The organism is Streptomyces sp. NPDC001889, assembly GCF_053594535.1.
The window spans coordinates 1-6962 of sequence record NZ_JBSFER010000059.1 but is presented as its reverse complement, the minus strand read 5'-3'; the positions used below and the strand labels follow the sequence as shown (position 1 = coordinate 6962).

At 70.8% G+C, this 6962-nt stretch carries 1 protein-coding gene; it reads right to left on the bottom strand.

The annotated features are described in order from the left end of the window. The coding region (locus tag ACWCRA_RS35095; RefSeq protein WP_451069466.1) for an amino acid adenylation domain-containing protein at window positions 1-6962 on the bottom strand (6962 nt) is incomplete at both ends.

Here is a 6962-nt window from a genome sequence, read left to right as displayed (position 1 = left end):
AGCACCGCCACCAGATCCACCGAACGGTCCATCACCACACCGACGTAATCCCCACGCCCCACACCACGAGCGACCAGACCACACGCCACCCGGTCAGCGGCCCGCTGCAACTCCGCGTACGACCACTCACGATCACCGCCAACCACCGCCACCGCACCCGGCGTACGCACCACCTGCGCCTCGAACAACTCCACAAACGAACCGGACGGAACCGGACGCTCAGTGGCGTTCCACTGATCGACCACCAGTGACCGTTCGTCATCGTCCACCAGGGCGATACGGGCCAGGGTGGCGTCCGGGTTGGCGGCCAGCCGGCTCAGCAGACGCAGCAGCCGGTCGAGAATGGACTGGGCCTCATCGGCGGTGAACAGGTCGGGCCGGTAGTTGAGACGCAGTTTCAGACCGCCGACGGGGCCGGCGATCAGCCCGAGCGGGTAGTTGATCGACTCTCTGATCCCGGACTCGAACACCCGCAGTCCGGGCGGTCCCGCGAGATCTCCCTCAGTGCTGTCCGGTGACACCTGACTCTGCACTCCGGAGAAGAAGTTCTCGAAGGCGAGGATGGTGTCGAAGTTGGCACCTGTGCCTGCCACGCGCTGGATATCGCTGAGGCTGAGGTACTGGTAGTCCATCAGCGCGGACTGCTCCGCCTGAAGCCCGGCCAGCATCCCCGCCACCGTCTGCGCCGGGTCCAGCCGGACCCGCACCGGCACGGTGTTGATGAACAGCCCCAGCATGCTCTCCATGCCCGGCAGATCAGCCGGCCGGCCCGCCACACTCGCGCCGAAGACCACATCCCGGCGGCCCATCAGCTTGGCCACCAGCAGACCCCAGCCCGCCTGCACCACCGTATTGAGCGTGACACCGTGATCACGGACCAGCGCTCGCAGAGCCTCGTCGAGCGCGGGATCGGCCTCACCCGACACCACCTCGCCGTGGACCAACTCCGCGTCCCGCTCCACCGGAGCGATCAGCGACGGCTCATCCGCGCCCGCCAGCGCCTGCCGCCACGCCTCCCGCGCCGCCCCCCGATCCTGCCGGGACAACCACTCCAGATAGTCGCGGTACGGAGTCACCGCCGGCAGACCACTCCCGCTGCCACCGGCCTCGTACGCCGTCCACAGCTCCCGCATCAGGATCGGCAGCGACCAGCCGTCCAGCACAATGTGATGGAGGGTGATCATCATCCGATAGCGGTCCGGTCCCATCCGTACGAGCAGGATGCGCACCAGCGGAGGCACGGCCAGATCGAACCGGCGAGAACGCTCCTCGACCCCCAGCCGTTCCACCCCGGCCGGCGCGTCGGCCCCGGACAGCCCCGACAGATCCACCTCACGCCACGGCAGAACCACCTCACCAGCCACCACCTGCACCGGCTGGTCCACGCCCGGGAGCTGCCGGAACCCGGCCCGCAGACTGGCATGCCGGTCGAGCAGTGCCTGCCAGGCCGCGCGGAGGGCCACCGGGTCCAGCGGCCCTTCGAGGCCCAGGTCGAGCTGCTCGACATAGACATCCGTACCCCGCTCGTCGAAGAGCGCGTGGAACAGCAGCCCTTCCTGGAGAGGCGAGACGGGGAGCACCTCCACCAATCCCGGAACCTCCGCCTCCAGCTCCTCGATCCGCGCCTGATCCAGCGACACCAGCGAGAAGTCCGAGGGCGTGTGACCAGCCGTACTGCCCGACCCCGTGGCGTGCGTGACCAGCCCGGCCAGCATCGCCGCCCAGCCGTCCAGCAGTGTCTGTACGGCGGTTTCGTCCAGCAGCGCTCCCGGCCAGAGCAGGGTGAGCGTCAGCTCGGGCCCTTCCGGCAGATCATGGACGGCGCCCAGGACTTCCAGCGCGTGCATGACCGGGTACTCGCCGCCCGGGATCTCCAGGGCCGAGTCCCCTGCCGGGGACCAGTCGGCCGAGACCGGATCAGCGGCTGTGGCGGCGGAGAAGCGGCCGAGGTAGTTGAAGCCGATCTGCGCCGGGGGCAGTGCCGCCAGCTCGGGCGCGGCCTCCGGATGGAGATGACGCAGAATGCCATACCCCAGACCATCACCGGGGACGGCGCGGATCTGCTCCTTCACCCGCTTCAACACCCGCCCGGCAGCGGCACCGCCCTCCCGCACCTCCACCGGATCGACGGAGCCGACATCCAGCCGCACCGGATGGCTGCTGGTGAACCAGCCCACCGTCCGGGACAGGTCGTCGCTGTCCCGCAGAGCGACCCGGCCATGGCCCTCGACATCCACCAGGAGACCGCCCGCGGCGGCTCCCCGATCGTGCCGCCACTCGGCGACAGCCGCCGCGAGACCCGTCAACAGCACATCGTCGACACCCGCGTGGAAAGCCGTCGGCACGCTCGTCAACAGCTCCGATGTCACCGCCACCGGAACGCGCAGCGAGATCCGCCGCATGGTGGACTCAAGGTCCCGCTCCGGGTCGACGCGCTCGTCGGTGAGGAGGGAAGCGGGGCCCTGGAGGTACTCCACCCATCGGGGAACCTCCGCCAGCCGCTCCGCGCCGGTCGCCTGCGCGGCCAGCTCGCGCGCCCAGTGCCGGAAGGACACCGGCACCGGGTCGAGCCCGGCGTCACGCCCGGCCGCCAGTTCCTCGTACGCCCGCGCGAGATCCGGCAGCAGCACCCGCCACGAGACACCGTCGACCACCAGGTGGTCCACGGCGATGAGCAGCCGGCCGGCGGTCTCGGGACCGGCGTCGAACCACACCACCTGGGCCATCACACCGGTCCGCGGATCGAGTGCGTTCATGGCCTCCCGGGTCTGGTCACTGATCAGTCGGCGCAGGTCGTTTTCTCCGTAGCCGACCGCTTCCACTCGGCGTACCCAGGATTCGACGGGTACGGTGCCCGGCTCGGGCACGACGAGCCGCCGCTCCGGTCCGTCCTCGGCCGTGAGCCGGGCCCGCAGTGCGTCGTGGTGGTCGACCAGGGCCTGGACCGCTTCCGTCAGGACGGCGAAGTCCAGCCCCGCCGGGGCATGGAGAAACGCCGGCTGGAAGACCTGGCCGAGCCGGTCGGGTCCGACACGGTCGAGGAGTTCGCGCATGACCGGTGTCAGTGGGACATCGCCGACGGCGGAGTCCCCGGCCACGGCCGTGGCCGCGGTGGCCGGGACGGCGACGGCGGCCAGCCCCTCGGGGGTCTGACGCTCGAAGACCTGGCGGGCGGTGATGACCAGACCCGCACGGCGAGCACTCGACACCAGCAGCATCGACATGATCGAGTCGCCGCCCAGCTCGAAGAACGAACCGCCGGCACTCACCTCGTCCAGACCGAGGACCTCGGCGAACAGAGCGCAGAAGATTTCTTCCTCAGGGGTCGACGGCGCCCGGCCGCCGCTCTCCCCCGACGACTCCGGAGCCGGCAGCGCGGCCCTGTCGAGCTTGCCGTTGACGGTCAGCGGGAGTGCGTCCAGGACGACGAAGGCCGACGGAACCATGTACTCCGGCAGGCGCGCACCCGCCGACGCCCGCAACACCTCGACCTCGACACTGTCAGCCACCGGGACGACATACGCGACCAGGCGCCTGTCCCCCGGCCGGTCCTCGCGGACGACCACCGCGACCTGGCCGACCGTCTCGTGCGAGGCGATCACAGCCTCGATCTCGCCGGGCTCGACACGGAAACCACGGATCTTCACCTGCTCATCCGCCCGGCCGACGAAGTGGAGCCGGCCGTCGGCTGTCCAGCGAGCGAGGTCACCCGAGCGGTACATCCGACCGCCATACGGGTTGGCAACAAACCGCTCGGCGGTCAGATCCGGCCGGCCGACGTAACCCCGGGCCAGACCGGCACCCGCCACATACAGCTCACCCGTCACACCCACCGGCACCGGCTGAAGGAAACCGTCCAGCACGAACACCCGGGCATTGCCGATCGGGCCACCGATCGCGGGCGCCTGGTCCTCCGGTCGGATGCCCTCGTCGATGGGCGTGGCCGTGGTGATGACGGTCGCCTCGGTCGGACCGTACGTGTTCCACACGCGGGAGCCGGCGACCCACCGGCTGGCGAGATCGGCGGTCACCCGCTCGGCGCCGACCACCCAGTTCCAGACACCGGGCACGGAGACGGGGTCCAGGACGCCCAGCAGCGACGGGACGACGCTCGCGACCGCGACACCGGCGCTCTGGATCAGGCCGGCGAGTGCCTCGGGCTCCCTCCGCTCCTCGCTCGACGCGATGGCGAGCGTCCCACCGGCACCGAGCGTGACCGCGACATCGAGAACCGCCGCGTCGAAGCTGAACGACGCGAACTGAAGGGCGACGACACCCTCGTCGACACCGAGCACGGGGCGCATCACCTGCGCGAGGTTCGCCACCCCGCCGTGGGCGACCGCCACACCCTTCGGACGGCCCGTCGAACCCGACGTATAGATCACATACGCCAACTGCTCCGGACCCACCACCGTCTCCAGAGCCGTGGACGGCTGCTCCGCGACGAGAGCGGCGATCTCGTCCCAGAGCACCACCCGCGCACCCTCACCCGGCAGCTCCAGCTCAGCCCCCGACAGCACCACCCCGGCACCACTGTCCGCAATCATGTAAGCGAGACGCTCCGCCGGATGCTCCGGGTCAAGCGGCACATACGCGCCACCCGCCTTCCACACCGCCAGCAGCGCCACCACCATCTCCACCCCACGCGGCAGGCACAGACCCACCACACACTCCCGACCCACGCCCAGGTCTCTCAGATAGCGGGCCAGCCGATTCGCACGCGCCTCCAACTCCCCGTAAGAGAGTGTCCCGGTCCCGGAGCGGAGCGCGGCGGTGTCGGGGGTCCGTGCGGTCCAGGCGCCGAGGAGATCGAGGAAAGTACCCCCCTCGACCGGCTGGACGGAGCTGCTCCAGTCGCCCACCACCAGGGCCCGCTCGGCCTCACCGAGCACATCGATCTCACTGAGCCGGACTCGCGGGTTGGCCACGATCTGCTCCAGCACGCGCACCAGGCGCTGGGCCAGGGCATCCGCGGTGTCCGTGTCGAACATGTCCGTCGCGTAGAGGACCCCGCCGCCGATACCGGCCGGGGCGCCGTCCTCGTCACGCTGCTCGACCAGGTCGAGGGAGAGATCGAATCGGGCGGCCTCCGCGGCGAACGGCACCGGGTCGACGGCGAGACCCGGCAGCTCCCAGCGTGCGGAGGCGGCGGTCTGCAGCGACATCATGACCTGGAAGAGCGGGTTCCGGGAGAGTGACCGCACCGGGTTCAGCACCTCCACCAGCCGCTCGAACGGCACATCCTGGTGGGCGTAGGCCGCGAGGTCGGTTTCGCGGACCCGTGCCAGCAGCTCGGTGAAGGTCGGGTCCCCGCTCAGATCCGCGCGCAGCACCAGCGTATTGACGAAGAAGCCCGCCAGGTCGTCCAGCGCGGCGTCCCCGCGACCGGCGATCGGGGTACCGATGGGGATGTCGTCCCCGGAACCCATCCGCGACAGCAGCATGGCCACCGCGGCATGCATGACCATGAACATCGTCGCCCGGCCACGCCCCGCGACCTCCACCAGACCGGCGTGGGTGCGCGCGCCGACCCGTACGGGCACGATGCCGCCCTGGAAGGTGGACACGGCCGGCCTGGGCCGGTCGCTGGGCAGAGTCAGTTCCTCGGGGGCGCCCGTCAGCGCCTGGCGCCAGTGGTCGATCTGTGCGCTGATGAGGCTGTCGGGGTCGTCGAGGTCGCCGAGGACCTCGCGCTGCCACAGCGCGTAGTCCGCGTACTGCACCGGCAGCGGCTCCCACCCCGGCGCGCGGCCATCGCGGCGCGCGGCATAGGCGGTGCCGAGGTCGCGGGAGAGGGCGCCCATCGACCAGCCGTCGACCGCGATGTGGTGCGCCACGATCAGCAGCACGTGCTGGGAGTCCCCGGTGGCCAGCAGACGTATCCGCCAGGGGAGGTCGACGCTCAGATCGAAGCCGCGGACCGCGTGGTCGGCGAGGGTTTCGTCGAGTTCGGCCTCACTGGTCTGGATGACGGTCAGCGGGGGGCGGCCGGCGGCGCCTTCCAGGATGTGCTGGCGCGGGGCGCCGTCGGTCTCGGGGAAGACGGTCCGCAGGCTCTCGTGCCGGTCGGCCACATCGCCGAGCGCCGCTTCGAGGGCCGCCACATCCAGTTCGCCGGACATCCGCAGCGCGAGCGGCAGGCTGTACACGGCGCCGGCGTCCGGGTCGCTCTCCTCCAGCCGGTTCAGGAACCACATCCGCTGCTGGGCGAAGGAGAGGGGTACGACATCGGGGCGCGGCCGTGGTGTCAGCGCCGCGCGTACGTCACCGCGTGCGCCGCCGATGAGCCGCGCGACGGCTGCCACGGTCGGCGAGGCGAACAGTTCCCGGATGCTCAGCTCGGTGTCCAGCACCGCCCGGGCGCGGGCGATGAGGCGCATGGCGAGGAGGGAGTCGCCGCCGAGGTCGAAGAACGACACCTCGGCCCCGACCCGGTCCAGACCCAGCACCTCGGCGAACAGTCCGCACAGGACCTCCTCCACCGGGGTGGCCGGGCCCCGGCCGCCCGCCTGACGGGCGAAGTCGGGGGCGGGGAGGGCAGCGCGGTCGAGCTTGCCGTTGCCGGTGACGGGCAGGGTGTCCAGGACCATGACGGCGGCCGGGACCATGTACTCCGGCAGCGCGGTGGCGACGGCGGCGCGCAGTTCGCGTCCGATGTCGAAGGCCGTATCGGTGGTGCCGGAGCGCGTTTCGGTGGCGGTTGCCGTGTGGGTGCCGTCCGCCGTGTGGGTGGCGGTGGCGGCGACCACATAGGCCACGAGGTGTCTGTCTCCGGCCCGGTCCTCGCGGACGATCACGGCGGCCTGGTTCACACTCTCGTGCGCGGCGAGTACGGCTTCGATCTCGCCTGGTTCCACCCGGTAGCCACGGATCTTCACCTGCTCGTCCGCACGCCCCGCGAACAGCAACTGCCCCTCGGCGTTCCAACGAGCCAGATCACCCGAACGGTACATCCGCCCGCC